Source organism: Paraburkholderia sp. RAU2J (genome assembly GCF_003634845.1).
GTDB lineage: Bacteria > Pseudomonadota > Gammaproteobacteria > Burkholderiales > Burkholderiaceae > Paraburkholderia > Paraburkholderia fynbosensis.
In genome coordinates this window covers 3,614,122-3,640,792 of sequence record NZ_RBXG01000001.1, presented here as the reverse complement: position 1 = coordinate 3,640,792, position 26,671 = coordinate 3,614,122, and the positions used below count along the sequence as shown (strand labels likewise).

The following is a 26,671-nucleotide window of genomic DNA, read 5'->3' as shown; positions in this document are numbered from 1 at the left end:
GCGCAAGCGCCCTAACATTCGGTTACGCATGTTCGGGCGCGCCGGGCAAAACTGCGGCTACACTGGCGACTCCCGTTTTCCTACGGATTGCCATGCAGTCATGCCCGTCGCGGCGTGAGTCCGAGGCTACGCCGTCCAACGGCGGGCAGCCGGCGACCCGCGCCGTCCCTCATTTTTTCTCAGACCGACCCGGCTCCGGCACGCGCCCGACTGCGTGCGCGCGCGTCGCGGCATGGTTCGGCGCATGGATGGCCGCGCTCGGCATCGCGCTGATCCTGTGCGCCGGCGCGCTGCCCGTGTCGGCGCTGGCTGCCGGCGCGCCCACCAGCGCACCGGCCAGTGCGCCCAGCAGCACGCCGCTGATCCCGGCCTTGCAGAGCCTGATCAACAGCGCGACGGTGACGCCCACGCCAGTCGCGTCGGCCGCGTCGGCCCCCGACGGGGCGTCCGCACCGTCGCCCGCGAGCCAGGCGGAATTGACCCGCTCGCTCGACAGTGTGATCGCCACGCTCGACAACGACCGCCAGCGCACCGCGCTCGTCACCCAGCTCAAGAAGCTGCGCGACGTCTCGCAGAACGTCGCGCCATCCACGCCCGCGCCCGCGCAACCGAGTCCCGGTCTGCTCGGCGCGATCGCGTCGGGCATCGCGTCGTTCGAAGCCGACGTGCATCAGGGCCGCACGCCCGTGCGCTACTGGGGCGGACGCTTCAATGCGGCCGGCAACGAGCTATACACGATCATCACCAGCCAGGGGCGCGAGAGCTTCGGCCGCGTGCTGTTCTCGATGCTGGCGATGCTGGTTGGCTGGGGCGCCTGCGCCGGCGCGCTGATCTATCTGCAATACCGGCTGTACCGGCGCTTTGGCATCGTCATGCAGCTGAATCCGAATCCGACCACGCGCGAACTGCTGGTCTTCGCGCTGCGCCGTGTCGGTCCGTGGATCATCGCCTTCGTCGCGGCGCTGCTGTTCGTGCGCGCGATGCCCGATGCGCTCGGCCGCACGCTCGGCATGGTGGTCGCCTATGCGATCGTCGCGGGCGCGGTGTTTTCGGCGATCTGCCTGATCATGTTCTCGCTGTCCGGCTCGGGGCATCGGCGCATCGCGGTGGGTCTGCTGATCGATCATGCGCGGCGTCTGCTGTTCGCGGTCGGCGTGTGCGGCGCGCTCGGCGATGCGGCCGTCAATTACGACGTCGCGCACCAGCTCGGCTCGAATCTCGCCGCGTTGATTTCGACCGCGGCCAACATGACGGCTGCCGTGCTGACCGGCTATTTCGCGCTCGCGTTTCGCCGGCCGGTCGCGCATCTGATCCGCAACCGGCCCTACGAGCAGCGCCACCATCACAAGGCCGCGACCGACGCGTTCGACGTGCTCGCCGCGCTCTGGCACGTGCCCGTGCTGGTACTGGCGACGGCGTCGGTGGTCGCGACGCTCGGCGGTTCGGGTTCCAGCGAAAACGTGCTGCAGATTTCGGTGGTGACCGCGCTGTTGCTGGTGCTGGCGTTTTTCCTGTCGGCCATCGTGTTGCGCATGACGCGCCCGCGCAGCGCGCGCGCCCGTCGCCGGTCGCCGTATCTGACGCGGCTGTTGCGGTTTTTCGGCACGTTGCTCACGCTCTTCATCTGGCTGTTCTTTTTCGAACTCGCGGCGCGTCTGTGGGGCGTGTCGCTTGCCGCGATGGTCGAGCAGAACGTCGCGGCGCGCGGTATCGCGCATGCCGTGACGGCGATCGTCGCGACCGTGTTCATTGCGTGGCTGCTGTGGATTCTGGTCGATACCGCGATTACCGAAGCGCTCAATCCGGCCGGCCCGCGCACCAAGTCGCGCAGTCCGAGCATGCGCGCGCGCACGATGTTGCCGCTCGTGCGCAACGTACTGCTCGTGACCATCATGACGATTGCGGGCATCGTCACGGCGGCGAACCTCGGCATCAATGTGACGCCGCTGCTGGCGGGCGCCGGTGTGATCGGTCTCGCGATCGGTTTTGGCGCACAGTCGCTCGTGACCGATCTGATCACGGGGCTCTTCATCATCATCGAAGATACGATTTCGGTGGGCGACTGGATCGACGTGGACGGCGGCCATGCGGGCACGGTCGAGCATCTGTCGATCCGCACCGTGCGCCTGCGCGACGGCCAGGGCGCGATTCACGCGATTCCGTTTTCGCAGATCAAGATCGTCAAGAACCTGTCGCGCGACTTTGCTTATGCGGTGTTCGAAGTGCGAATGGCGTTTTCCACCGACGTCGATCTGATCACGCAACTGATTCGCGAGGTCGGTGCGGATCTGATGGCCGACTTCCGTTACCGTCGCGAGATGCTCGGACCGATCGAAGTGTGGGGTCTCGACCGTTTCGATCCGAACTGGATGGTCGTGAAAGGGCAGATCAAGACGCGGCCGCTACAGCAATGGAGCGTGGCGCGCGCGTTCAACCTGCGGCTCAAACGCAAGATGGACGAAGCGGGGATCGAGATTCCGGTGCCGCAGATGCGGGTCTATACGTCGTCGAAGGATAGCGAGGGGCAGCCTTTGCAGGATGACGAAATGGCCGGGTTTGCCGGGCATGCGCATCAGCCTGTCGAGGCGGCGGCCGGCGTATCGACGCATGCCATGCATGCGCCACTGGCCGTGGCGCGCGATGTGTCGCACGAGCCGCGTCCGGCGCCGCCGCCGACCGGCACTGCGCCGATTCCACCGCAGATTCCCACGGCGGGAGAAGCGGGCGGCAAGAGTTGATGGAAAGTCCGGGCGGTGCGGCGACGAGTGTCTGTCAGACCAGCGTCGGCGAGGCGTCCGCGCGCACGACGTCGTTCACGTGGGTAGCGATCTGCGCACCCGACACGCCGTAAATATGCAACGAGACGGCGGGCGCCTCGCCGTCATTGCCCAGCCGATGAATCCCGCCGCGACCGCCACGCACGAACGACACCGCACCCTGTTTGCGCGCCTGCACGCGGGTGGCGCTTGCGCAATGCCGCGCGCCGTCCCATTCGAAGATCGTCTCGCTCAATGTGCCTTCGAGCACCGCATAACCGCACCACGTGTGATGCGCGTGCACGGGACTCATCTGGCGCGGCTGCCACACCAGCGCGGCGATGGCATAACGGCCATGCGCATCGGCGGCTAGCAGGTGACGCCGGTAGTTCTCCGCCGAGCCTTCACGTTGCGCCGGTGTGAGAAACGCCGGGTCCGCGGCCGCTTCGGCGAGCGCAAGGCGCATGCTGCGCGCGAAGAACGTCGAGTGCGCCGGCTCCGGGAATTTCACGCAGGCTTCGAACATCGCGTCGAGCGCATCGCACAGACGCGCGAGTGGCGCCCGCTGAAGAACGTGCAATGACGTTTCTCCTGACAGTTGGGATGGCGTGGTTCGAGCCGCTTGCGCGAGGAGCGAGCGGTAATCGTGAAAGCGGTCGAACGAGGTTGCGGGGGAGTCGTGGCTCATGGTCGTGGCGCAGCGGCAGGGCTGCTCGCCGGTTCTGTGGGATAGCGATATTTATACCTGTTTGACCGAAGAAAGAGTTTCCATATAATTCCCCCTGAGGTCTTAAAAGTAGAATAATTTCCTATGGGGGTGTCGAAGTGGGAATGGATATCATCGATCGCAAGTTGCTTGAACTGCTGCAGGAAGACGCGACCATGCCGATCGCCGAACTGGCGCAGCGCGTGAACCTGTCGCAAACGCCGTGCTGGAAGCGGCTGCAGCGTCTGAAAGAAGCGGGCGTGATTCGGGCGCAGGTGGCGCTTTGCGATGCGCGCAAGCTTGGCGTGGGGACGACGGTGTTCGTCGCCGTGCGCACCAACCAGCACACTGAGGCGTGGGCGCAAACCTTCACGCGTGCCGTGGAGGAGATTCCGGAAGTGGTCGAGGTGTACCGGATGAGCGGGGAGACCGATTATCTGCTGCGCGTGGTGGTGTCCGATATCGACGATTACGACCGGATCTACAAACTGTTGATTGCCGCCGTGCCGCTGTACGACGTGAGTTCGAGCTTTGCGATGGAGCAGATCAAGTATTCGACGGCGTTGCCGGTGCGCGCTTCGGCAGTGACGTAGGCAAGCGCCTCCTTCACGTTGGGGCGGGTGCGGCACTTGCTGCGTCGAATGGCAAGCCGGTGTTGATTCGCAAATTCACGAGTCAACCATGGGCAAGCCCCTCGGCCAAGCGTCACTTGCCGCCCCGTTGCAAGCCATGTGCAAGCTCAGTGCGCGTAGAATGCCGCGTTCGTCAAAACCATCCTCAACCGCTTCGCGAACCGAGCCTGTCTCATGAACAAACCGCCGCGCAAGAAGAACCCGACCTTTGGCGTTGCCGTCTTCATCGTGATTGCGATACTGGTGGTGATCGCCACGATCTTCTATAACGCCATCCGCGAAAAGCACGAGTTCGACAGCCAGAACACGGCGGCGCCATCGATTTCATCGGAAGCGGCTGCCGCGGCGGCCGCCCTCAAGCCGGCCAGCGGCGCGGCGCAGTAACACGACGCGCGCCACGCGCGTGCCGGTGCTTGCCGCTTCACTCTTCCGGCAAGCGAATCATGCTGGCATCCTTGCGGATCAGCGCCGCCGCCGCCAGCATCTGCTTGCACTGATGAGCGAGCAACTTCATGTCATGCACGGCCTCCGTCGAATAGTCCCGTGACTTCTCCGTTTCGACCACCATCGCATCGAGATCGCGGCTCAGCAGTTTGATCTGCTCGGCCTGTTCGGCAGGCAATGGGGTGCCGGCTTCGGCTTCGGTAAGATTGTCGCGCACGACGCTCAACGCGCGCTGCAGCGGTTGTAGCGAGACGTCTTCGACTCGCTGCTGTTGCTGCGCGGAAGTGCGCAACAGCGGCGCGGCCGCCGTGATCTGCGACGCGAGCACGTGGCTGCGCACCAGCAGTCCATTCAACTCCGGCACGAACATCTGCGCGGACTTCGGCTCGAGCATCATCCGCTGAAACGCCTGGCCGAGATTGGCGAACGCAACATGGACGTTCTTGCGCGCGAGCCGGTAGTTGTAGTCGCGATCAAGTGCAGTGGCCGCCGCCGCGGCGGCAGCGGAGGCGCCCGCCGCCGGCCGGGCGGTCGCATTGCTGACGGTGGCGATGCCTGGGTTGGCGCCGGCGTCGGCGATCGGTTGCGGGGCGCCCGCCGTTGCCAGCGCGGGTCCGGCGAAGCCGATCGCCGGATCGGCCATCGCCGCAGCGGGCGCGCGCGCGCCGGCTTCGGTCACGACGGCCGCCACCGCGGCGGCCGGCTTGCCGCTCCACCACCAGCTCGCTTCCAGGTAGTGGCGCGTCGCACTGATCATGGTGTTGACGAGCTTGCCCATCAGCCGGTATTCCCAGTACGGGAACAGATGACTCGCCGCGATCGCGATCGCGCAGCCGACCACGGTGTCGATCGCGCGTTCGCCGATGATGCGCATGCTGCCCGGCGCGAGCAGATGGAACAGCAACAGCACATACGACGACGTGAACACGACGCTCGCCGTGTAGTTGAACAGCAGCAGGCTGTAGCTCATCACCATCGACGCGAACATCGCCACCATGACGATGTGCGGTTCCTTCACGAAGATGATCAGCGCGATGCTCGCCGCGCAGCCGATCAGCGTACCGACGATCCGCTGCCCATTGCGTTGCTTGGTGAGCGAATAGCCGGGCTTGAGAATGATGACGGTGGTCATCACGATCCAGTACGCATTGGTGAGCGGCAGCAGGCGGCCGAGCCAGAAACCCACGGCCACCGCGATCGTCACGCGCAGCGCGTGACGGAAGCTCGGCGAGGCCATCGTCAGGTTCGAAAAAATCTGTCCGAACGGCACGCGGCGGCTCGACACGAAACGGCTCAACGCCTGGTCGATGCGCAACTCGGTTTCGGTCGCGCTCGGCTCGCTCGACAGGCTCTTGCGCATCTTGTCGATCAGCCGCGTGGCGCTCCAGATGCGCCGGAAGCTGGACGACACCGCCGAATAGCCTTCGGGGTTTTTGGCCGGCAGGTCCTGCTTGCGCAACAGTTCGATTTCAAACTCGATCGCGCGCAATTCCGCCTTGACGTTCACCCGCGCACGCGGCGCCTGGTTCTGCAGCACTGCGAGGCCGATTTCCTCGAGGTCTTCGGCGGCCTTGCGAATCAGGTCGCGGTAGAACACCAGCAGATCGGAGCCGCCGAACGTGCTGCGAACCAGCGAATAATCGGTGTGCGCACCGACGAACAATTCGTGAAGGTCGACGGTGTTGATGAACAGATTGAACAGCATTGCGCGGCGCGGTTCGAGCTTGCCGCGTTTGAGTCTGGGCAGATTGCGCAGCACGATGTCGCGCGCGGCGTCCTGACGTTCCACCGCGGCGATCTGCCTGTCGACGAGAATCCGGTAGCACTCGTCGAGATCGTTGTCGATGTCGTAGAACGCGGCGCGCGCAAGCAGATAGTCGGCGCAGGCGAACACACTTTCGGCGAGCGCCTGCTGCTCGATACGATGCAGCATCCAGCGGCTCACGAAGGTCGACCAGTACGTGTACCAGAGGCCGCCCAACAGAATCCACGACGCGTTGACGAGCGCCTGTATCGGCGTGAAGTGCTCCTCCAGCGTCATGATCATCATGAACAGCGTGGCGAAGCTGATCTGCGGCCAACGGTTGCCGTATACGACGATCAGCGACAGCAGGAAGGTGAGCGGCACGACCGTGCACCATAGCGCGACCGGGTTGACCGTGGCGAGGCCGGTGGCGAGCGCGGACAGAAAGCCGATCACCGTGCACGCCAGCATCTCGTTGTGCTTGTACTTGAGCGGACCCGGCATGTCGACGACGCACGCGCCGAGCGCACCGGTGGCGATCGTGAAGCCCAGCTCACGATTGTGAAACACGATCAGGCACAGGATGGCCGGTAATGACACACCGACTGCGATGCGCAGGCCGCCATAAAAGTACTGGCTATAAAGGAATTTTCTTAACTCAACCGAATAGCGCATCGACTACCTGGATTCCATTCACGGAGCAAACACGGTTGAAGGGGGCGGACCTGAACTGCCGTCGAGTCTAACTTATTTTGCGCGGGATTCGACCTCATCCGATTGGCCAGGTTCTGCCTTGGGAGCGCGTTTGTTATGCTGTCGCTTCAGTGCCCGACGCGGCCCGCGCGTCGCGCTTTCGCCGCCCGTCTCACCCGGAATCCATGCTCCAGCTCTTCTACTCGAACCGCTACGAAACGCTTGTCGGCGCGCTGCTCGACGACCTCGCGCAAGCACCGTCCGACCCCTGGACCGCGCAGCCCGTGATCGTCCCGAGCGCCGCCGTGCGGCGACGGCTCGAGCTCGATATCGCGAACCGCCAGGGCATCTGCGCGAACGTCAACTTTGGTTATCTCGCGCAATGGCTGTGGACGCAGATCGGCGGCGTGATCGAAGTGCCGAGGCATTCGCCGTTCGCGCCGGACCGGCTCGTGTGGCGCTGCTACCGTTTGCTCGGTGAAGCCGACGCAGCATTGCCGTGGAATGCGTCGCCGCGTCTGCGTACCTATCTCGACGCGGCGGACGCGTCGATGCGCTTCGAACTCGCGCGGCGCGTGGCCACCGTGCTCGACCACTATCTGACCTATCGCCCCGAATGGCTGCTGCAATGGCAGAAGGGCGGATCGATCTTCGCGAGCGGCGCGGCGGACGACAGCGGTCCGCGTCTTACCGGCGCGAGCGAAGCGGCGCGTGAGGACGAGCGCTGGCAGGCGGCGCTGTGGCGTGCGGTGCTCGCCGAAGTGGCCGGGCTCGCGGGAAATGCCCAGACGCCCGCTGCCGCGTTGCCGCCCGCCTATCGTTTCCTGGAGGAAATCGACCGGCTCGATCTCGAGGCGATCTCCCAAGCCAATTGGCCGGAAGCGGTCAGCGTGTTCGCGCTGCCCACCATGCCGCCTTTGCACGTTGCATTGCTGCGTGCGCTGTCGCGCTGGGTCGACGTGCGTCTTTACGTGATGAACCCGTGCCGCGAGTTCTGGTTCGACGTCGTCAGCGAAGGACGCGTGCAGGCGCTCGACGCCGCCGGCCAGCTCGACTATCAGGAAGTCGGCCATCCGCTGCTTGCCGAATGGGGCCGTCAGACTCAGGCGCAGTTGCACATGCTGCATGAGCTGACCGAGAGCGCCGCGTCCAGCGAGACCGGCGATTTCACCGAGAACCCGGAGCCGAGCTGGCTCGCCGCCGTGCAGAACGGCATGCTCGATCTGCGCGTGGAGACCGACGCCGACGAGTTGCCGATCGAGCGCGGCATCGAGGTCCACGTCTGTCATAGCCTGTCGCGACAGCTCGAAGTGCTGCACGATCGCCTGCTCGGCTGGTTCGACGAGTTCGACGATCTGCAGCCGTCGGACGTGCTGGTCGCGGTTTCCGATCTCGCTGCGGCCGGTCCGTTGATCGACGCGGTGTTCGGCACCACGCCGCTTGGCGATACGCGCCGCATTCCGTATCGGATCACCGGTTTGCCGCCGTCGCAGGCCAATCCGGTTGCGCGCCTGTTGCTCGACTGGCTCGCGTTGCCCGAGCGCAGCGTGGGGGCGCCGGACCTGATCGAATGGCTGCGGGTCGATGCGATCGCGGTGCGCTATGGCATCGATGCGAACTCGCTCGAAGCCGCGCAGGAATGGCTCGCCGCAGCCGGCGCGCGGCGCGGGCTCGCGCCGCTCGAACCGACCGGCGAACACGTGCCGATCGCCCGTCATACGTTTGCTGACGCGCTCACGCGTCTCTATCTCGGCTATGCGATGCCCGACGGCGGCGAACCGGTCGATGCATGGCTGCCGGTCGAAGGCGCCGACGGCTCGGATGCCGAATTGCTCGGCCGCCTGTCGCGTTTCGTCGACGACATCGACAGCTTCGCGGCGCACTGCGCGATCGAGCGCACGCCCACCGAGTGGTCGCAAATGCTGCTCGACACGCTGGCCCAGTGTTTCGACGGTGGCGTCGAGTTTGCCGACTCGCTGGCCGCCGTGCGCGACGCGATCGACAAGATGAGCGATGCGATGCAAGCGGGCGCCGAAGACGTGATGCTGCCTGCCGCCGTGGTGCGCGGCGCGCTTACCGAAGCGCTCGACGACCCTGCGCGCGGTGGCGTGCCCTGGGGCAGCGTGACGTTTTCGTCGCTAACGAGCTTGCGCGGCTTGCCGTTCCGGGTCGTCTGCCTGCTCGGCATGGACGACGGCGTGCTGCCGAGCCTCGCGCGGGCCGACGAGTTCGACCTGATGGCCGCGTTCGGCAAAGCCGGCGACCGCCAGCGCCGCGACGACGAGCGCAATCTGTTCCTCGATCTGCTGCTGGCTGCGCGCAAACGGCTCTTCATCGCGTACACGGGCCGCAGCATTCGCGATAACGCGCCGTTGCCGCCGGCCGCGCTGGTCGACGAACTGCTCGACTATCTCGCGCAGACGTCGGCGGGCGAGGATGCGAGTCCCGCCGACGTGGAGCGCGCGCGCCATGCGTTCATCGTCGATCATCCGTTGCAGGCGTTCGCGTCGGACTATTTTTCCGCGCAGCCCGAGCTGTTCACCTATAACGCGGATCGCGCCGAACTGGCGACATTGCTGGCCGCGCCACAGCATCCCGCCGCCGCGCCGTTCTTCGACCGCCCACTGCCGCCGGAAGACGCGGTGCCCATTGCGTTCGACGAATTCGTGCGCTTCTGGCGACATCCGGCGCGGGCGTTGTTGCGCGATCGCCTCGGCATCGTGCTGTCGGATGCGCAGGGCGAATTGCTCGACACCGAGCCGTTCGATCTGGACTACGCGGGACGTGATGCATTGGCCGATCGCCTGTTGCCCGTGCTGCTCGATGCGGACACCGAAGACGACGCGGTGATGGTCGAGCGCGTGCGCCGCGTCGCCGCGGCCAGTCCCGAGCTGCCAGGTGGCGCGACCGGCGCGGTGTGGCGCGCGCGCGAACTCGGCGCGTTGCATCAGCTTGCCGCGAGCGTGCGCCGCGAGCTGGCCGAGGGTGTCGAACGTTTGCCGTTCGTACTCGACATCGCGCCGCGCTGGCCCGACAGCGGCGAGCTCGCCGGCGCGTTGTTCGGCCCGCACGACGCGGCGCTTCGCGAGGCCGCGAAAGCACCGCTGCAACTGCACGGCACATTGAACCTGCTGAGCGGAACGGGACAGGTGATTTTTCGTTACGCCAAGGCCACGGCGCGAGACTATCTGTCCGCGTGGCTCGCGCATCTGGTCTATTGCGCCGCGCGCCCGGACGGGCCGCGCCGCACCGTGTGGCATGGCAGTGGCGAGAGCTTCGAGCTCACGCCGGTGGCCGCGCCGCTCGACGAACTCGCGCCGCTCGCCGCGTTGTTCAGGGCGGGGCGCATGCTGCCGCTGCGCTTTTTTCCGAAGAGCGCATGGACGCGCGTCAGCGAAAGCGAGTCGGCGGCGCAAGGTGTGTGGATCAACGACCGCGTACGCGGCGAATCCGACGACCCCGCGCTGCGCATCGCGTTGCGCGGCACGCCGCTCACGCTCGACGAGCCGTTCGGCAGCCTCGCGGCCATCGTCTTCAAGCCGTTGATCCAGCATCTGCGGAGCGCATCATGAGCGGCGCCGTGCAGAGTTATGCGCTGGTCGCCGAGGAACTCGACGTCTTCGCCTGTTCGCTCGACGGCGTCAACCAGATCGAGGCGTCGGCGGGCACCGGCAAGACATGGAACATTTGCGCGCTGTATGTGCGGCTGCTGCTCGAAAAGAATTTGAACGCGGATCAGATCCTCGTCGTCACGTTCACGAAGGCGGCGACCGCGGAGCTGCACGAACGCATTCGCGGCCGTCTCGCGGAGCTGCATCGCGCGATCGGGATGGACGACGACGGCGGTGATCCGTTCATCCGGCGTCTGTTTGAAACGACGCTCGCGCCGGAGCGCGGCATCGAACGCGACGCCGCGCTGAAGGTGGTGCGGCGCGCCTTGCGCACCTTCGATCAGGCGGCGATTCACACGATTCACGCGTTCTGTCAGCGTGCGTTGCAGGAAGCGCCATTCGCCGCGGCGATGCCGTTCGCGTTCGAGATGGAGGCCGACGACGACGCCTTGCGCTTCGAAATGGCCGCCGATTTCTGGCGCGAGCAGGTCGAACCGACGGCCCATGCGCATCCCGCCTTCGCCGCGTGGCTGGTGGCCAAACGCGCCGGTCCCGCTTCACTCGACGAGCAACTCGCGCGGCGTCTGAAAAAGCCGTTGGCGCAATTGCGTTGGGGCAGCGTCGACGCAAGCGGCGGCAGCGCCGATCCGCATGCGGGCTTCGATGCCGCCTGCGCGCTCTGGCAGGCGGAGCGCGACGCGATTATCGGTCTGCTTGCGCAGGCGCAGGAACGGCTCAGCAAGACCACGCACAAGCCCGATCACGTGAGCGCCGCGGTCGCCGCATGGACCGACTATTTCGCGCAGGGCGATTGCCATGCGCCGCCGCCGAAGGCCGCGTTGAAGCTCACCGTGTCGGCGTTGAAGAAGGCCACCAAGGCCAAGTTCGAGCCGCCCGAGCATCCGTTCTTCGAACACGCCGAGGCGCTCGCGGCCGCCGTGGCCGCGGCCGAAGCCGCGCAGCGCGCACGCTGGCTCGAACTCGTGCAGACGTGGCTCGACTACGCGCCAGCCGAACTCGTCGCGCGCAAGCGCACTCGCCGGGTGGTGTCGTTCGACGATCTGTTGTCGAATCTGTATCGCGCGCTGGCCGCTCATCCATGGCTTGCCGATGCGCTGCGCACGCGTTATCCCGCTGCGCTCATCGACGAGTTCCAGGATACCGATCCGCTGCAGTTCGCGATTTTCAGCCGCATCTTCGCGCCGGCCGGGCCGCTGTTTCTGGTCGGCGATCCGAAGCAGGCGATCTACAGTTTCCGTGCGGCGGATCTGCACACCTATCTGGCGGCGCGCGCGGCGGCCTCGGCGTGCTACACGCTGGCCGTCAATCAGCGCTCGACGGCGCCGATCGTCGACGCTTGCAACCGGCTCTTCGAAGCGAATCCGCAGGCGTTCGTGCTCGACGGCCTCGACTATCAACCGGTGCGCGCGGGTGAGCGGCGCAGGCCGCCGTTCGCTGATCCCGACGCGAGCGCCGGCGATTTCCGCGTCTGGAGCTTGCCGCAAGGCGACGCCGTGTTGACCAAGCGCGACGCGCAGCGCGAAGCAAGCGAAGCGTGCGCGGCCGAAATCGTGCGGCTGTTGCGCAGCGCGCGCGAAGGCACGGTGACGATCGGCGACGCGCCGCTCGCGCCAGGCAACATCGCGGTGCTGGTGCAAACGCACAAGCAGGGCAGTCTGATCAAACGCGTGCTGGCGGCGTGGGGCGTCGGCAGCGTGGAACTCGCGCAGGCGTCGGTGTTCGCGACGCTCGATGCCGAGCAGATCGAGCGCGTGCTGGCCGCCGTCGATACCCCCGGCGATCTGCGCCGGCTGCGCGCCGCGCTCGCCACCGACTGGCTGGGTCTCGACGCCGCCGCATTGTGGCGGCTCGAGCAGGTTGCCGACGCGCCATCGGTCGCCGACGACCCCGCGCATGCGGCCGACGCGATGGGCTGGGTCGAACGTTTTTCGCGCTATCGCACGCTGTGGCACGAGCGCGGCTTCGCCGTGATGTGGCGCACGCTGATGCGCGAGCTGCGCGTCGCGCAACGGCTGGTTGCGGGTGCGGACGGCGAGCGCCGGTTGACGAACGTGAACCATCTCGCCGAACTCGTGCAGGCGCGGGCCGCGACGCAGCCAGGCATCGCGCCGACCTTGCGCTGGCTCGCCGCGCAGCGCGCGCAGGGCGGCGGCGAGGACGCGCAGTTGCGCCTCGAGTCGGACCGCAATCTCGTGCAGATCGTCACCGTGCACAAATCGAAGGGGCTCGAGTATGCGGTGGTGTTCTGTCTGTTTCTGAACGACGGCGCGTTGCGCGAGCCGCCGTCCTCCGGCTTGCCGGACGCACGCGAGTACCACGACGAAGCGGGCGAGGCGGTGCTTCACTACGGTTGCGACGACGAGCAGGCCGAGCGCGCGTCACGTTACGCGATGCGCGAGCAGGCGGCGGAACGGGCGCGGCTCGTCTATGTCGCGCTGACTCGCGCGGTGTATCGCTGCTATCTGGTTGCGGGCACTTACCTGTCGTCGCGTTCGACCAAAGAGTCGCGCCGCAGCGTGCTGAACTGGCTGGTGGGCGGCGGTGGTCATAGCTTCGACGACTGGCTCTCCGAACCGCCTGACGAAGTCACATTGTCCGCACGCTGGCAGGCGCTGGCGAGCGGGCCGATCACGCTGCAGCCGCTGCCGCAAGTAGCGCGCCGCACGCCGTTGGAAAGTCTTCAGGATCACGGCGCGCAGATGCAGGCGCGCGCCAATCGCCGGCCGTTGCGCGATCAGTGGCGCATGGCGAGCTTCAGCGGGCTGATCGCGGCGGGCGGGAAAGCCGAGGCGGCGCATACGCCAGTGGAAGAGGTGCGGCCCGATCATGATGAGATCGCCGATGCACTCGTGGCCATGCCCGTCTCCGCGCCTGTTGCGCAAGCGCCGTCGCACGCCGGGGACGACATCCTCGCGTTCCCGCGCGGTGCGGCGGCGGGCGACTGTCTGCATCGCATGTTCGAGCTCGCGGATTTCACCGATCCTTCGACGTGGCCGGATGCGATCCGCGGCGCGTTGCGCGAGCGGCCCGCGCCCGCCGTGCCCGAACTCGCCGTGCGGCTGCCCGCGATGATGCACAACCTGCTTGCCGATGTGGTCGCCACCGAACTCGTGCCCGGTATGGCGCTGGCGAGGCTCGATCCGCGCCGGCGTCTGAACGAGCTCGAGTTTCTGTTCGCCGCACCGTCGCTCGATTTTCCCGCGCTGCGGGAGTTGCTGATCGAACACGGTTATCCCGATGTCGCGCTGGAGCCGGGGGTGTTGCGCGGCTTCGTGAAAGGATTTATCGACATGATCGTCGAGTACGACGGACGCTTCTGGATCGTCGACTGGAAGTCGAATCATCTGGGCGATACCGCCGCCGACTACGCCGCCGCGCCGCTCGAAGCGGCGATGGCAAGCCATGCGTATCACCTGCAGGCGCTGCTTTATACGGTTGCACTGCATCGTTATCTGAAAACGCGGGTGCGCGATTATTCGTACGACACGCACATTGGCGGCTATCTGTATCTGTTCGTGCGCGGCGTGCGTCCGCAATGGCGCGATGCCGACGGTCCTGCCGGTGTGCATACGCGGCGGCCCGCGTTCGAACTGGTGGCGCTGCTCGATGCGGCGATGATCGGAGGTGTCGCATGAGCACGTTCGAACAGCGCGCGTCGACACCGCTGGAGCTCGACGACATCGGCGTGAATTTGCCCGCGCCGGCCGATTTCAGCATTGCCCTCGCCGAGGGTTTCGCGCGCCGCATCGGTACGCTGGCGCGGCGCGGCGGTGCATCGGCCGATGCAGTGAAGTGGGCGGCTCGGGGCGCGTTCGCCGCGAGCCGTGCGACGGCAGAAGGCCATGTATGCGTGCCGCTTGCGGCGCTGGCGCGGCGCTTCGAGGCGTCGCGCGCCGAAGTGCGCGCGGCGTTGTTTGAGAGCGGCATGGTGAGCGACGGTTCGCAAAGCGCTGCGGCGTTGCGGCCGCTGGTGATCGACGGGCAAGGGCGCTTGTATCTGGCGCGGTACTACGACTATGAGCGGCGTCTTGCGCGTTCGCTGGTGGCGCATGCGGACGGGGGCGATGGGCGTGCGCGTGATGCGATGGTGGCGGGAACCGGTCTCGATGCCGGTGCCGGCCCTGATGCCGCAGCAGACGCCCGGACTTTGCACGCGCGTCTGCTGCGCTACTTCGGTCCGCCGAAAGACGACGAAGTCGACTGGCAACGTGTCGCCGCGGTCATGGCGCTGTCGGGGCGGCTCACGATCGTCAGCGGTGGACCGGGCACCGGCAAGACCACGACGGTCGTCGGCGTGCTGGCGTGCCTGCTCGATGCCCGCGCCGATTTGCGGATCGCGCTCGCCGCGCCCACCGGTAAAGCGGCGCAGCGGATGCAGGAAGCCTTGCTCGCCCGCGCCGGCGATTTGCCGCCCGAACTCGCCGCGCGTTTGCCGCAGACGTCGTACACCTTGCATCGTTTGCTCGGCTCCGGACCGGGGGGACGCTTCCGGCATCATCGCGACAATCCGCTGCCGTACGACGTCGTCGTGATCGATGAGGCGTCGATGATCGACGTCGCGATGGCCGCGCATCTGCTCGACGCGATTGCCCCGCAAACGCGTCTCGTGATGCTCGGTGACAAGGACCAGCTTGCCGCCGTCGAGGCCGGGGCGGTGTTCGCCGAACTGAGCGCGCGGCCGGCCTTCACGGCGAGCGGGCTGCAGCGGATCGCGGCGGCGCTCGGCATCGAGGCGGCGCGGCTCGAAAGGGCGTTGCCGGAAGTGCCGCGGGACCTCGATACGGCGCCCGACGATTTCTTCGCCTCGTTCGCTACGCCGGACGATTTCGGCGCGCCGCCTGACGATCTGTTCGCGCACGCCGCGGAGCCGGATGCGTTCGACCGGCAGCCGGCGGGCGATCTGTTCGACAGTGCCAGGGACGCTCCGGTCGAAGATCAGCGCGCGTTACCAGCGTCTTCGTCGCGGTCTTTTTCGACGGCATCGGCATCCATCGCTCGCAACCCGTTGGCCGATTGCGTCGTCTGGCTCGAGCGTAACTACCGGTTCGGCCTCGAATCGCCGATCGGCCGTCTGTCGCTCGCGATTCGCAGCGGCTCAGCGAACGCGGCGCTCGACGTTCTACTGATCGATCCTGCCGAAACCTGCCCGGCGGCGTTGCACGAAGACACGCAGCCGACGCTGGCCGAGCGCACCGTCGCACGGCTTGCCGCAGGCTTCGCCCCTTATGCCGACGCGCTCGCTTCAGCGCTCGCCGCCGGTACGCCGGACCCGTTGCCGTTGTTCGACGCATTGAATCGCTTCCGCATTCTGTGCGCGACCCGCTCGGGCCCGCGTGGCGTCGATCAGGTGAATGCAGCAATGGCCGCCCAGGTGCGGCGCGCCGCGGGTGTGACGCTGGCGGTGGGCGCGCAATGGTTCGCGGGGCGTCCGGTGATGGTCACGCGCAACGACTACGCGCTCGGTCTGTTCAACGGCGACATCGGCATTGCGTTACCGGGTGCGGGTGGTGCGCTGCGTGTGTATTTCCGCACCGGCGATGGCGGCCTGCGAGCGGTGTCGCCCGCCGCGCTGCCGCCGCACGATACCGCTTTCGCACTGACGGTTCACAAGTCGCAAGGCTCGGAGTTCGAGCACGCGGTGCTGATGTTGCCGTCGGTGTTCAGCCGGGTGTTGTCGCGTGAGCTCGTGTACACGGCGATTACGCGCGCGAGGGAGCGTGTTGAGGTGGTCGGCGCGCGCGCGGTGCTGGCGCAGGCGATCGCTACGCCGACGCAGCGTGATTCGGGTTTGGCGACGCGGATTGCGGAGGCGTACAAGGGTAAGTGAGGTGGGGGCGGAGTTGCGGCGCGTCGTTCACGCGTGGTTTGGACAGCGCCGGAGTTCGGGTCGCGTTGCACGGCCACAGCATGCTTCGGAGTTGCCGGCGCGGACCATGTAGATGCGCGGCCAATCGCTCTAGGTCACGCGGCGAGCGGGCAACGTGCTCGGCCAGCGCGAGAGAGAGTGTGTGTGCGAATGAACGCGCGAGTCCAGGCATTCAAGCCCCACGCCTCAAACCGTTTCAAACTGCCAGGGTCCGACTCATCCCGCCATCCCATCCGGCTGCACACGTCCATCGACGCGACTGCGCATCGTCTTGCGATACCACAACGTCCACAGCGCGAGGCCGCCGTAGATGCCGTAGCCGATGAACGGCGACACGACCAGAAAGCGCCCGATCGGCCACGTGAGCGCCATCCACGCACGCAGGGCGGTTTCGCACGTGAGGCCCACGCCCCAGACGAGCGTCATCAGCCGCATCGACGAGGCGAGGCCTGGCCGCTCACGCCATAGCGCTTCGAAGTGGGCGGCGCCACCCTCCATTTCGCGGGCGACCGTGGCGCGTGCGAGATAGAAGATCAGCGGACGGCGCAACGGCAGTGACAGCAGGAACGCTACGCCGACAGCGCCCGACACCAGCGACTCGCGCAACAGCAGCACACGGGGACTGCCGCCGAACGCCATCGCCGCGATCGACAGCACGATGCCGGCCAGGACCATCACGCTAAGCGCATCGACGCGTCGGAAGCGCGCCAGCTCGACCAGGCTCCAGACGATCGGAGGCACGGCGGAGGCGATCAATGCGCCGGTCTCGCCGACATGCGGCAGCGAAAACCGGTAGGCGAGCCACGGCAGCAGAAAATTGACGGCCAGTTCGACCACGAAACCAGGTCGGAGCTTCATATGAATTTGCGCTGTAAATGGAGAACGCAGTATCGATGAACACGCGAAGGCGGTGCAAATCGTTTTTTCCATGGGCCGATGCGCCCGACAGGCGGGAGTGCACGGCTTTCGAGCGCCTGTGCGCGGTCCCCACCTACGCTGTGTACACTGACGTTTCCCACCTCGAACCATTCTCATGACATCCCGCTATCCGATCCCGCCGAACGAAATCGAATTGACCGCAGTGCGTGCGCAAGGAGCGGGCGGCCAGAACGTCAACAAGGTGTCGAGCGCGATTCATCTGCGTTTCGACGTGCAGGCGTCGTCGCTGCCGGAGGTATTGAAGATGCGCCTGCTCGCACTGTCCGATCATCGGCTCACGCGTGACGGCGTGGTGATCATCAAGGCGCAGCAGCATCGGACGCAGGAGATGAACCGCGCGGCGGCGCTGGCGCGGCTCGACGAACTGATCGAAAGCGTCAGCGTGACGCGCAAGCCGCGTGTCGCCACCCGGCCAACGCGCGCGTCGAACCGGCGCCGTCTCGACAGCAAGGCAAAACGCGGCGAGATCAAAGCCGGCCGCGGCCGGGTCGATGACTAGCGAGCAGCACGCTGGCAACTACCGCTTGCCCCCCCGCCCCGTTGAATGCCCATCCGCATTCAACGCGCTCGGCACGAAGTCGACGCACAGCACATGCATGCCATCGCGTTCGAACGCAATCGCCGCGGTGTAGCAGTCCTGACCATCAGCCAGCGAATAGTGCGGCCCCATCATCGCGACGCGTCCCGGTGCGGCGAGCGCGTGTTTGAAATAGGCGCGCCGCGACCAGTTGCTACGCGTCTCGGAGTAGAGCGGCGCGAGCCGCAACGGAGGCGGCGGCACCGAGGTGGCCGTGACCGACGACTGCGTCTGCTCGCCCTGTCCGTCGGTGATGAACACCCGGCGCGCCTCGCGCAGATGCCACACTTTTTGCGCCGCCTGACGCAGATCACCGCTTGCCTTGAACTCTTCGGCGGCGGCCAGCACCGCTTGCGCGAATCCTTCGAAGCCGAGCCGCGGATGGCCGGCGTGCTCGCGTTCGTAAGCGGCGAACTTGCTCCAGATCGACTCGACCAGCGCCGGCACCTTCGCGCAGGCCGCCTGCACCGAACCTTTCGGCTGGCCGAGCCAGAAGCCCTGTACGAAATCGACGTCGGCCTGCATCAGGATCATCAGTTCCTCGTCGGTCTCCACGCCTTCGGCCAGCACCAGTGTGCCGGACTGATGAAGCATCGCGATCAGATGGCTGATCATCGAATTGTCGCCTTCACCTTTGCCTGCCCGCGCCACCAGCGAACGGTCGAGCTTGACGATGTCGGGGCGAAAGCGCCACACGCGGTCGAAGTTCGAAAACCCGGTGCCGAAGTCGTCGATGGCAATCAGGAAGTCGCGCGGTTGCGAGGCGGCGAGCATGCTCGCGACGGCGGATTCGTCGTCGGCGGGTTGCTCGAGCACTTCGATCACGATGCGCTCCTGCGGCAGCCCGAAATGCGCGGACAACTCGTCGATGAAGGCGCGCTGCGGCCAGCCGGTCTCGAACACCTGGGGGCGCGTGTTCAGAAACAACCAGCCGGTGGTGATGCCTTGCTCCATGAAGTTCGCGACATGCAAACAACGCGCGATGCGATCGAGCTCGCGCGCGTCGGCGGCCGAGCGGGTGCCGGAAAAGAGCACTTCGGGCGAGACGGGCAGGCCGACCGGATCGAAGGCGCGCAGCAACCCCTCGTAGCCGACCACGCATTGATGCGTGACCGACACCACCGGCTGGAACACGCTGTGCAAAGTCAACGCGCGCCACGTCGCGGTCCATCCGGACTCGCCGCGCACCAGGTGCGGGAGCAGGCCGCTCAGGGTCACTTCGCTGACAGTTGGCATAAAGGCGGGCGAGGGATTGGGCATGGAGACGTCGCGGCAAGCGGGTGACGGAGCGCGCACATCCATGCGGCGCGCAACGGAGGCACAGCCTCGGCGTAAGCAGGGCGAGACCGGTCGAGCTCAGGAACGCGTAGAGCGATGCCAGCCATGCTGGACTCCGGCGAAATTAGTCAAATCGAGTCTAGCAGTTTGCAATTCGCATGAATGTGCGGGTAATCACAGACGCCGGACCCGGGAAATTGCTACGCGGACTGGTCGTCGAGCGTTGTCCGGCATGGCGTTGCAGGCATCGCGCGCGAGCGTTTCGCACACACATGCCTCACGCGAGACCGATTCTCAATCGCAATGAACAGCCTGCATGGAGCGAGCGTAGCAGGGCGGCAAGTGGCCGCCCGCCAAACTCCAGGCCGGGGCGGTGCTCAGACGTTTTTGCGCGCCTTGGCGCTTTTCATCGGCTCCCACGGGGCGTCGTCATGCGCGTCAGCGTCGCGTCTCCCTCGCCGGCAGGTTTGATGCACGGCGGGTATGCTGCTGCTTTTCGTGAAAAGGGAGTGCAGGCATGTCGGAAATCGCGGTGGTCGCAATCTCGGTGGCGAAGCCGGGCTATGAAGAACAACTGCGTCAGGCGCTCGAAGGTATTGTCGGGCCGACGCGCAAGGAAGCGGGCGTGCTTCAGTACGATTTGCACCGCGACGTGCAGGAGCCGCGCCGGTTTGTGTTCGTCGAGCGTTGGGAAAGCCAGGAGGCGCTCGCGGCGCATGCGAAATCCGCGCACATCGACGCGTACAGAAAGGCGGTGGCGGATTGGGTCGAGCACGCGGAAATTCGCGTCGTGTCGAAGATCGCGTAAGCGTGGCGCAGGCGTTGCCCGGACGCTCGGGCAAAGCAATGCGATGACGGCGAGTGAGCCATGAGGCCGGATCCGGCCCACGCGCCGCTCGCCGTTTGTCTTTTAGTGTGTGGCTTGCGGGACGTCGAGGATCAGGATGATGGTCCAGTCGGCGTCGCCGTCGTGGTGATACTGGCGTTCCGCCACGATGAACGGTTGCTGCTTGCCGTCCGGCCCGAGAAACAGCACGTCGCCTTCCATCGGCAGGCATTCGACGGGCGGCAGCGCGAGAAACGCTTCCTGCCCGCCGCGCGGCATCAGTTTTTCAATTTTGCGAGATGCTGCTTCGGTCCATTCGATATCTAGCTGGATGTTGCTCATGCTGTCCTCCGCACCAGGGTGCGCACGGGTTAGGGGATTCCGGCTGGGTGCCGGTCGGTGCGCGACTTTAGCATACCGAAAGCCGGGCGCCGACGGCTCGGCGCGGCACGGCAGCGCGGCGTGCTCGCGCGAGCGTGCGATGGGCTGCGAGACCCTTGCAGCATGTCGCCGGCCATGCCCGCGGGTCCTTTGCCAGTCCATTAGACAGCAAAAAAGCCGAAACCGGCGGTGCCGGCTTCGGCTTTTCCCCTTCGCGGCGCCGCCGCGGGGTGCGCGGTGCGAGTGCGCTTACGAACTGGAAGCGTCGGCCTTCTTGTGATGATGCGGCGACATCTTGTGATGCTTTTCGGGCATGGCCGGCGCGCTTTGCATCGCCTGCTGACGGTTTTGCAAATCTTGCGCGCGCTGCTCGACGTCGGCGGCCTTGGCGGGATCGGTGCTCGTCATGATGCCGTTGTCCTGCGCATACGCTGCGCCCGTTACCGCACCGAGGGAAACCAGGATCGCCAGGGACATTTTTTTCATCGTTACCTCCGCAGATGGATGGACCCACGTATTGCCTGTCCGGTTGGAGAGACAATGCATTCTAGCCAGCAATCTTCGCTCCAGCGGCCGGCTTGTAACGGGGCTAACTATTTGTTACATCTTGTCATGGGCGGCGCGCGGTTGCCGGACGACAGGGCACTCGAACGTTGCGTGCAATCAGAGAGTCATGCCTCAGTTGAATCTAAAAGAATTCGCATCGCTAACTAAAACGCATAAGCGCCGAAGCAACTGAGCGCCGCATCAAACGGATTCGCGCGTTCAGAACCAGCCAATTGCGCGATAGACATGAAATTGCGCTATCCCGATCAATTCATGCAACGCGATCTCGGCACTCACGAGGTTGTCATAGCAAGGCAGTACACCCAGATGGGCGTGCCTTGCGCTGGAGATCAGGGGCTGCGGCGTGAGGCCGAAGCGATGGAAGTCGAGCAGGGCACGCGGCATCTGATACGCGGAGGTGACGAGTATCACCGCGTCGTAACGCGATTGCCCGAGTATGGCCGAGACGTTGCGCGCGTTTTCATACGTAGTGAGGCTGCTGTTGTCGAGCACGATGTCCGCGCGCGGAACCTGCTCGCGCAACAGATAGGGCAAATAGGTATCGGCTTCGGTCGCGTCATGCTGCTGCGGATTGCCGCCGCTCACGATCACCTGGCAGATGAGCGCCGTCCGTTTGCACGCCGCGTAGTTCTCCGCGCTGACCGTGATGCGGCGAAGCACATCGCGCGGCGGCACGAGTACGTCATCGGCGTTGTAAACCGTGCCGCCGCCCAGCAGGATGATCGCCGTGCGTGGCGCAAAGTGGGCGGCGCTCGTGTTCTGCGGAGGGCGCTGAACGAGCGCGAGCAAGGGCTCGGTGAGCCAGCCAGCGGCGAGCAGCCAAAAGAGGAGGGCCAAGCACAACGCAAGAGGACGTCGGGCGCGCTTCCATAGCACGATTGCTGCAAAAAAAAGCGCTAATAAAGTGAATAGAATCAATTTAAATGGGGTAACGTATGTCTTTCGGGATAAATCTACGAGCTTGCTATCGCGCCGCTGCGGTTGCATCGTCGGTTCGTAGACAGAACGCAACACGCCGTTCAGACGGGGGTTCCGAAAACGAGACCAGGCAGCACCTGGTGGACTGGCCACTGCCCGCAAGGCGGCCGGCTTCCAGCCAAGGGCGGGTGCTACGCGCGTCACTGGTGGCGCGGTGACGTGTCGGGCCTAGATGTGTCATAGCTGCACTTTAAGAAAGAAGTGAGATGACCACGTATTCCAACGAAGCGGTACTTGAAGCGCTGCGGCGAGCGCAATATCGTCAGGTTCCCTGGGCCAGAAGGCCGGGCGTGTTTCAATATCTTCGCGCACTGGGCCTGATGGACACGGTTCGGCAGCGCACCGTCGCACCGGCCCCAGGCTTTCATGCACCTGTCGACATCGCCGTGCTCACGGAACGCGGCAGAGCCGAGTTCGCGCGGCTCGCGCATGACGAGCGTCTGCTGAGCTGGAGCGCACAGCGATTGAACGAATACGCCGTCTTAACAGCCGAAGCGCGGTCCACCGCCGCTCTCTGAGCGCAAATCCGCTTCGGTTCGGGCGGTCAACGACACGATCACCCGGTCGCATCACGCGGCTGGCGGCGGCTTTTTGCTTCCGTCATTCAGGAATGAGCGGGTGCTTCGAGCATCGGCGACCATCGTTCAGCGAAAAAAAGCCCGTATCACAAGGATACGGGCGTACCGGAATTACTACTGCCACGCTGTGCTAATGGCGTTAAGTCAGACTGGCACAGTGGGCGGTGGTTCCCCGATTATTTTCGTTGCACGTCCGGCATCAATGATCCGTGATGGCGGCGCTGCAAACCATCCATCACGGCAAGCCGATCGATATGCCCGTGGAGATCCAAGCGGGCAGGCCTACCGATGTCTCGTCGGCTCTTCACGAGGCGTATCCGCACGCGCACGCACGTTGCTCGCGATATCGCCGCGCAAGTCGCCGCGTGGCGCTGGCGGCGTGAAATCCCGGTTGCGCGTCTGACTCTGTTGCCACGCTTCAAGCGTGGCCGAACGGTCCGGCCGCCAGTTCCACGCCTGTTGGCGTTCCTGAGTGAACGCCGGTGCGGCCATTGATGAAATCACAATGCCGCACAGAAGCAGTGACATTGGTTTCATGCGGAGCTCCCGTCAAGCCGATCGACTCAAGGCCTGTTTGCATACGGCTAAGGTATGCCGGGACGCGAAAGCACGTTGTAATTAATAGTAAATGGATGTTTCGTCCACGGGCCATCACGGCTGGATTTGGACCTCAAGCCAGCGCGCGATGGTTGCGCAAGTGGTGGCGGGGCGAAAGCGACGACTGAAAAGGGCGCGCCAGACGGCGGTGCCCACGATGGTGCCGGCGGGCTGTGTAGAGACACGCGCGGCGGCCCGGATAAAACGCCGGGCGCCCGTAGTAGGCGCCCGGAGGTGAAACAGTACGCGTCAAGCCATCTTGACCGGCGCGCGCCACGACTCCGGATTGGTCCAAAACGCGCCGCGCAGGCGATCGCGGCTCGGCGGTGCCGGCGGTTTCGCGGCAGTCGCGCCGATGCGGCCGCGCAGCGAAATTTCACGGCCGCTCGTGCCGAGTCGCTTAACTATTTCGGCGAGCGTACCATCGGCTTGCCATTCGTCGAAGCGACGGCGGCAAGTCGGCGGCGACGGATAGCGGCCAGGCAGTTTGGACCAGCCTTCGCCCGTCGACAGCACCCAAAGCACGGCGTTGACCACCGCTCGCGCTTCCACGCGCGGCCGACCGCGGCGTTCGCTCCGTGCCGGTTCCGCGCAGAACAAAGCCTCGACCAGCGCCCACTCGTTGTCTCTCAAATCGTCGAACAGCATCATGTTTCACCTCAGCGAAGCTAACTCCGGTGCGCTGCCCCGCGCCGCGCACTCTCCATGCACTCGATAGGCGAGTGCCAAGGGGATCGGGCTGCCACGGCTGCTATGCAGTCAGAAGTCATGGCGCCGACCCTGTGTTCATGCAAATGCAGGAAGTGTGCCAAGTTGATTCCGATCGCCTCAAAGCCCTGTGACGGCGGGCCAGCGCAGGCGCCAGCTAGGGGCGTATAAGAATCCAAAAAACCCATCTCGCAAATCGGGACAATCACCAATCTTGTGCAATCAGGCCCGGCCAGCGTGCGTTCGCGCCGTATTGCTGCATTGCAGCGAGACGGCTTATTCCACGGTGGGGCACGCTTTTGGCCTTACAATGCGCATCAAATGAGGTTATTAATGAGGTTGGTAAATGAATGTGACGCTGCGTCAGCTCAGGGTTTTCATCGAGGTCGCGCGCTTGCAGAGTTTCAGCCGGGCTGGCGATGAAATCGGCCTGACGCAATCCGCGGTGAGCCGCTGCGTGCGCGAACTCGAAGGCGAGATCGGCCTCAAGCTGATCGATCGCACGACGCGCGAGGTCCAACTCACGGACGTCGGCGGCAATCTGGTGTCGAGCGTGTCGCGTTTGCTGTTGGACCTCGACGACGCGCTGCGCGAGATCCGCGAAATCGGCGAGCAGCGCCGCGGGCGCGTGGTGGTGGCCGCCAGCCCGACCGTGGCCTGCCGGCTGATGCCGGGCGTGGTGGCATCGTGCGGGCGGCAATTTCCCTATATCACGCTGGGCTTGCGCGACGACGTGCAGAGCGACGTGGTGCGCAAGGTCAAGTCGGGCGAGGTCGATTTCGGCGTGATCATCGGCCCCTTCACCGCCGACGATCTGCTCAGCGAATCGCTGATGACGGATTCGTTCTGCGTGGTGACACGCGACGACCATCCGCTCGCCGCGCACGGCCAGGTTGCGTGGACCGACCTCGAAGGTCAGCAACTCGTCATGCTCGATTACGCGTCGGGCAGCCGGCCGATCATCGACGCCGTGATGCAGGAGCACGGTGTGAGCGCTACGGTGGTGCAGGAGTTGGGGCATTCTGCGACCGTTTTCGGGCTGGTCGAAGCGGGCGTCGGCGTCAGCGTGCTGCCGTGGCTCGCTTTGCCGCTGCCGGCGGGGGCGTCGCTGGTCGCGCGGCCGCTCGTGCCGCGCGCGGAGCGCCGGGTCGAACTGGTGCGCCGGCGCGACCGTTCGTTGTCGCCGGCGGCGGAGGCGGTGTGGGACTTGATCCGTCAACTACCGGAGCGGGCAGAGGATTTGAGTTAGTCCGGTCGTGCGATGAGTCTGGTCGGATTTACTTCAGCCCTCGCGCCGGCGGAAAGAGCGTGGCAAAGGTTCCGCGCAGCGGCGTGAATCTCGACGCTTGCGGGGACCGTCCTCCTCCCACACCCGCAGCCGCCGAATTCGCCGCTGCCGAAGCAGGCGCCGCGCTAAACTGGCGCCTTCCCTGAACGTCAGCCTTTACCTTTCACCCTGTCTGGAAGTCTCGATGAGCGATTTGGACCTGCCTGTGCCCTCCATCCCGAATGCGCGCGATGCCGTGCGCGCGCTGCGTTCTTCGCAGATCCGTGAAGTCGCCAATGCCGGCTTTGGCGTTGAAGACGTCCTGCCGTTCTGGTTCGGCGAGTCCGACCGGGTCACGCCCGCTTTCATCCGCGACGCCGCCAGCACCGCGCTGGCCGCCGGGGCTACGTTCTATACGCATAACCTGGGCATTGCGCCGTTGCGCGCGGCGCTCGCGAGCTACGTCGGCGAACTGCACGGCGCCACCTCGCCGGACCACGTCGCGGTGACGAGCGCCGGTGTCAACGCGCTGATGCTCGCCGCGCAACTGGTCGTGGGCGCCGGTGATCGCGTCGTTGCGGTGACCCCGCTGTGGCCGAATCTGGTCGAAATTCCGAAAATTCTGGGTGCGCACGTGGAAACGGTTGCGCTGGGCTATGGCGAACGCGGCTGGCAGCTCGACGTCGAGCAATTGCTGGCGGCGCTGACACCCGACACCAGAATGCTGATGATCAACTCGCCGAACAATCCGACCGGCTGGGTGATGAGCCGCGACGATCAACGCACCGTCCTCGACCATTGCCGGCGCCACGGCATCTGGATCGTCGCGGACGAAGTCTACGAGCGGCTCTACTACGCGGGCGCCGACGCGGCCAAGACCGGCGCGCCTGCGCGCACCGCGCCGTCGTTCCTCGATCTGGCCGGCCGCGATGAACGCGTGATCTGCGTGAACTCGTTCTCGAAGGCGTGGCTGATGACCGGCTGGCGGCTCGGCTGGATCGTGGCGCCAACCGCATTGATGGAGGATCTGGCCAAGCTGGTCGAGTACAACACATCATGTGCGCCGTCGTTCGTCCAGCAGGCCGGCATTGCAGCCGTCCAGAAAGGCGAGCGGTTCACGCAGGAATTGGTGCTCGACCTGAAGGCTTCGCGCGATCATCTGGTGCGCGCGCTGTCCGCGGTGCCGGGGGTCGACGTCAAGGCGCCGCCTGGCGCGATGTATCTGTTTTTCTCGATGCCTGGCGCGTCGCACAGCCTCGAGCTATGTAAGGCGCTGGTGCGCGAAGTCGGGCTGGGCGTGGCGCCCGGCAGCGCGTTCGGGCCGCAGGGTGAGGGTTTCGTGCGCTGGTGCTATGCGTGCGATACGGCGCGGCTGGACGCGGGCGTCGAGCGTCTGAAGCTATTTCTGGCACGGTCCGGCGGGGTTTAGCGGACGCTTGGGGAAAGGTCTGGTCGGCCGGCTGAAAAGGCCTAATCAAAGAAGCGGAGTTTCTGACAAGATA

The 26,671-nt window shown here is 65.6% G+C and carries 19 protein-coding genes and 1 pseudogene; 11 read left to right on the top strand and 9 right to left on the bottom strand.

The features are described 5' to 3' along the window. The first annotated feature begins 92 nt into the window (after positions 1-92). The gene (locus B0G69_RS16550; RefSeq protein ID WP_121318680.1) at positions 93-2,738 is read left to right on the top strand and encodes a mechanosensitive ion channel family protein; all 2,646 of its coding nucleotides are present in this window, start codon (positions 93-95) and stop codon (positions 2,736-2,738) included. A 34-nt stretch (positions 2,739-2,772) separates the two neighbouring features. On the opposite strand, the gene B0G69_RS16545 is transcribed toward B0G69_RS16550, so the two are convergent. Beyond that, entirely contained in the window at positions 2,773-3,444 is a 672-nt protein-coding gene (locus B0G69_RS16545; protein ID WP_121318678.1) for a cysteine dioxygenase family protein, read from the bottom strand. A 137-nt stretch (positions 3,445-3,581) separates the two neighbouring features. Between B0G69_RS16545 and B0G69_RS16540 the strand changes: the two genes are divergently transcribed. Together B0G69_RS16540 and B0G69_RS16535 are read left to right on the top strand one after the other, a co-directional pair. After that, the gene (locus tag B0G69_RS16540) at positions 3,582-4,055 is read left to right on the top strand and encodes an Lrp/AsnC family transcriptional regulator (protein ID WP_121318675.1); all 474 of its coding nucleotides are present in this window, start codon (positions 3,582-3,584) and stop codon (positions 4,053-4,055) included. A 213-nt stretch (positions 4,056-4,268) separates the two neighbouring features. Then, complete coding sequence (locus tag B0G69_RS16535) at positions 4,269-4,478, top strand: hypothetical protein (RefSeq protein ID WP_121318672.1); 210 nt, start codon at positions 4,269-4,271, stop codon at positions 4,476-4,478. Between the two features lie 37 nt (positions 4,479-4,515). Here the strand turns inward: B0G69_RS16535 and B0G69_RS16530 are convergent, their stop codons facing one another. Next, complete coding sequence (locus B0G69_RS16530) at positions 4,516-6,957, bottom strand: FUSC family membrane protein (protein WP_121318669.1); 2,442 nt, start codon at positions 6,955-6,957, stop codon at positions 4,516-4,518. Positions 6,958-7,160: 203 nt separating this feature from the next. On the opposite strand from B0G69_RS16530, the gene recC reads away from it, so the two are divergent. The 3 genes from recC to B0G69_RS16515 are packed head-to-tail and all read left to right on the top strand — an operon-like array spanning position 7,161 to position 16,434. After that, the gene (gene recC / locus B0G69_RS16525; RefSeq protein WP_121318667.1) at positions 7,161-10,547 is read left to right on the top strand and encodes an exodeoxyribonuclease V subunit gamma; all 3,387 of its coding nucleotides are present in this window, start codon (positions 7,161-7,163) and stop codon (positions 10,545-10,547) included. Further along, the gene (gene recB, locus B0G69_RS16520; RefSeq protein WP_121318665.1) at positions 10,544-14,242 is read left to right on the top strand and encodes an exodeoxyribonuclease V subunit beta; all 3,699 of its coding nucleotides are present in this window, start codon (positions 10,544-10,546) and stop codon (positions 14,240-14,242) included. The genes recC and recB overlap by 4 nt, the downstream gene beginning before the upstream one ends. Next, positions 14,239-16,434: an AAA family ATPase gene (locus B0G69_RS16515; protein ID WP_121318663.1), complete on the top strand. Its 2,196-nt coding sequence runs from the start codon at positions 14,239-14,241 to the stop codon at positions 16,432-16,434. The genes recB and B0G69_RS16515 overlap by 4 nt, the downstream gene beginning before the upstream one ends. A 255-nt stretch (positions 16,435-16,689) precedes the next feature. Here B0G69_RS16515 and B0G69_RS16510 read toward each other — a convergent pair whose 3' ends face one another. Continuing rightward, positions 16,690-17,331 carry a VC0807 family protein gene (locus tag B0G69_RS16510; protein ID WP_121318661.1) on the bottom strand — a complete coding sequence of 214 codons (642 nt, stop codon included), beginning with the start codon at positions 17,329-17,331 and terminating at the stop codon, positions 16,690-16,692. A 175-nt stretch (positions 17,332-17,506) separates the two neighbouring features. Between B0G69_RS16510 and arfB the strand changes: the two genes are divergently transcribed. After that, a complete protein-coding gene (gene arfB, locus B0G69_RS16505; RefSeq protein ID WP_121318658.1) occupies positions 17,507-17,911 on the top strand; it encodes an alternative ribosome rescue aminoacyl-tRNA hydrolase ArfB in 405 nt (134 codons plus the stop codon). 18 nt (positions 17,912-17,929) lie between these two features. On the opposite strand, the gene B0G69_RS16500 is transcribed toward arfB, so the two are convergent. After that, positions 17,930-19,225, bottom strand: a complete 1,296-nt coding sequence (locus B0G69_RS16500; protein ID WP_121318655.1) for an EAL domain-containing protein — start codon at positions 19,223-19,225, stop codon at positions 17,930-17,932. Between the two features lie 559 nt (positions 19,226-19,784). Here B0G69_RS16500 and B0G69_RS16495 point away from each other — a divergent pair. Continuing rightward, a complete protein-coding gene (locus tag B0G69_RS16495) occupies positions 19,785-20,075 on the top strand; it encodes a putative quinol monooxygenase (RefSeq protein WP_121318652.1) in 291 nt (96 codons plus the stop codon). Positions 20,076-20,177: 102 nt separating this feature from the next. On the opposite strand, the gene B0G69_RS16490 is transcribed toward B0G69_RS16495, so the two are convergent. The 3 genes from B0G69_RS16490 to B0G69_RS16480 all read right to left on the bottom strand — a co-directional run bounded on the left by B0G69_RS16490 (position 20,178) and on the right by B0G69_RS16480 (position 22,028). Continuing rightward, a complete protein-coding gene (locus B0G69_RS16490) occupies positions 20,178-20,435 on the bottom strand; it encodes a hypothetical protein (RefSeq protein ID WP_007182306.1) in 258 nt (85 codons plus the stop codon). Between the two features lie 288 nt (positions 20,436-20,723). After that, complete coding sequence (locus B0G69_RS16485; RefSeq protein WP_121318650.1) at positions 20,724-20,960, bottom strand: hypothetical protein; 237 nt, start codon at positions 20,958-20,960, stop codon at positions 20,724-20,726. Positions 20,961-21,239: 279 nt separating this feature from the next. Further along, positions 21,240-22,028 (bottom strand): YdcF family protein, encoded by a 789-nt coding sequence (locus B0G69_RS16480; RefSeq protein WP_121318647.1) that lies wholly within the window; start codon positions 22,026-22,028, stop codon positions 21,240-21,242. 197 nt (positions 22,029-22,225) lie between these two features. Between B0G69_RS16480 and B0G69_RS16475 the strand changes: the two genes are divergently transcribed. Next, positions 22,226-22,537 (top strand): hypothetical protein, encoded by a 312-nt coding sequence (locus B0G69_RS16475; protein WP_121318645.1) that lies wholly within the window; start codon positions 22,226-22,228, stop codon positions 22,535-22,537. Positions 22,538-22,879: 342 nt separating this feature from the next. On the opposite strand, the gene B0G69_RS16470 is transcribed toward B0G69_RS16475, so the two are convergent. Both B0G69_RS16470 and B0G69_RS16465 read right to left on the bottom strand, forming a co-directional pair. Continuing rightward, a complete protein-coding gene (locus B0G69_RS16470) occupies positions 22,880-23,134 on the bottom strand; it encodes a hypothetical protein (RefSeq protein ID WP_121318642.1) in 255 nt (84 codons plus the stop codon). Between the two features lie 321 nt (positions 23,135-23,455). Further along, positions 23,456-23,842: pseudogene (locus B0G69_RS16465) on the bottom strand (transposase); the annotation flags it as partial. A gap of 406 nt (positions 23,843-24,248) precedes the next feature. Between B0G69_RS16465 and B0G69_RS16460 the strand changes: the two are divergent. Together B0G69_RS16460 and B0G69_RS16455 are read left to right on the top strand one after the other, a co-directional pair. Beyond that, a complete protein-coding gene (locus B0G69_RS16460) occupies positions 24,249-25,151 on the top strand; it encodes a LysR family transcriptional regulator (protein ID WP_121318639.1) in 903 nt (300 codons plus the stop codon). 223 nt (positions 25,152-25,374) lie between these two features. Beyond that, a complete protein-coding gene (locus B0G69_RS16455; RefSeq protein WP_121318636.1) occupies positions 25,375-26,598 on the top strand; it encodes a pyridoxal phosphate-dependent aminotransferase in 1,224 nt (407 codons plus the stop codon). The last annotated feature ends 73 nt before the right edge of the window (positions 26,599-26,671 follow it).